The 1,611-nt window shown below is 59.9% G+C and carries 2 protein-coding genes; one reads left to right on the top strand and one right to left on the bottom strand.

The features are described from left to right. Positions 1 to 431 (bottom strand): squalene/phytoene synthase family protein (locus ACEW8G_RS05845; protein ID WP_373487503.1); only part of this gene is annotated, 431 nt, incomplete at its 3' end. Between the two features lie 116 nt (positions 432 to 547). Here ACEW8G_RS05845 and ACEW8G_RS05840 point away from each other — a divergent pair. Continuing rightward, the coding region (locus ACEW8G_RS05840; RefSeq protein WP_373487502.1) for a TadE/TadG family type IV pilus assembly protein at positions 548 to 1,611 on the top strand (1,064 nt) is incomplete at its 3' end.

Below are 1,611 nucleotides of genomic sequence, written 5' to 3'. Positions count from 1 at the left end.
AGCGCAAAGCGGCAGCCCGCGTCATGCGCCGCTTCCGCATAACTCGCCTGTCCCGCAAGGCGAGCGACCGCAGCAAAGGCGGCGCCCTTTCCCTCGGCGAACTGCCGAAAGGCGTTCTCGCTCAGCGGCGCTTGCCCGAGCAGCTCTTCCCAGCCATCGACCAGCGCGATCAACGCAGCCTCCTCGCCCGGCCAATACGAGCCGACCGCATCGAGCACGGGATCGCCCTTCGGGCGCATGTCGCGAGCTTCGCCCAGCCGGTCGCGCCACCACACCATCCGCATTTGCGCCAGCATAGGCTCGCGTGCCGTGGCGACGATTCTGCCTAGCCGCTCGTCGAGTTCAAACAGACAGCCAACTGCAGGCCGCATCCCCGGCGGCGCATAAAGCAATGCAAGCCTTTGCGGCTGGGGAAGGAGATCTGGATCCATCGGATGGGTCATCGATAGCATTGAAAGCTCGGCGGGTGCCAGGCACTTCATTATTGAAGTTTGGAATTTCTTAATGGAGTTTTATTAAACGCAGGCCGAATAAACCGGGGCACTCCATGAAGCAAAGCACCATCCGCAAGCTGATTGCGACGCTTTCAAGCGACCAGCAAGGCAATGTTCTGCCGATCTTCGCTGCCGCCATAATTCCGCTCCTGGCCATGGTCGGCGGGGGTGTCGATGCCAGCCGCGGCTACCTGACCAAAACGCAATTGCAGAACGCCTGCGATGCCGGCGTGCTCGCGGGCCGCCGCGCCATGGCCAAGACCGGCACTTACGAAAATAGCGAACGGGCCAAGGCCATGCGCATGTTCGATGCGAATTTCGATGCCGCAGTCGTCGAGGCGCAAGACGTGAACTTCGTGACGCAAGCCGGCGAGGAGGGCAAGGTGTTCGGCACCGCGAGCACGACCATTCCCACCGTGTTGATGAAGATCTTCGGGACGGAGACAATGTCCTTCTCGGTCGAATGCATGGCCGAATTGCAGATCACCAATTCGGACGTGATGTTCGTGCTAGATGTGACCGGCTCGATGGCTGGAACCCGCATTACCGGCCTGCGGCAAGCGGTGAGGGATTTTCACACCACCATCACCTCCTCGGTTACCGACGATGAGGTCAGGATTCGCTACGGGTTCGTGCCCTACAGCATAACGGTCAACGCCAGGCGGCTGTTGAGTACCGGCCAGATGCCGATGGACTATATTGCCAACCAAGTGCCCTATCAGTCTCGCATGGCGGTGTTCGACACGCCAGTCTACATCGCTTCGGGCTCCTCGACGCAGGATTCCGTACAGACCAGCCCTGATTCGCTAAACAGAAACCAATGCGACGCTTACGGAGACAATTACGGTTCCAATCCCGTAGACACAGGGTCTGCTCCCGGAACAACCACTCGCACGACCTACAGTTTCCATTCGCGCAGCGGAGGCACCTGCAGGCGCAATGTTCGCGTGGTCTCAACGAACTACGACACGGTCTATCAGTACAGCTACTGGCGCTACGCCCAGTCGACGCTTGATGTGTCGGCGCTAAAGAGCTTTGGGCCGGTCCAATTCGTATCCAATGTCGCCAGCAATGGTTATGTGCCCACTGCGGGCATGTACGACCTGCGGACGCTGGC

The sequence above is a fragment of the Blastomonas sp. genome, from assembly GCF_041747255.1.
In the GTDB taxonomy this organism is placed as follows: Bacteria; Pseudomonadota; Alphaproteobacteria; order Sphingomonadales; family Sphingomonadaceae; genus Blastomonas.
The sequence above is the reverse complement of the archived record's forward strand: the minus strand, read 5'-3'. Positions and strand labels throughout refer to the sequence as shown.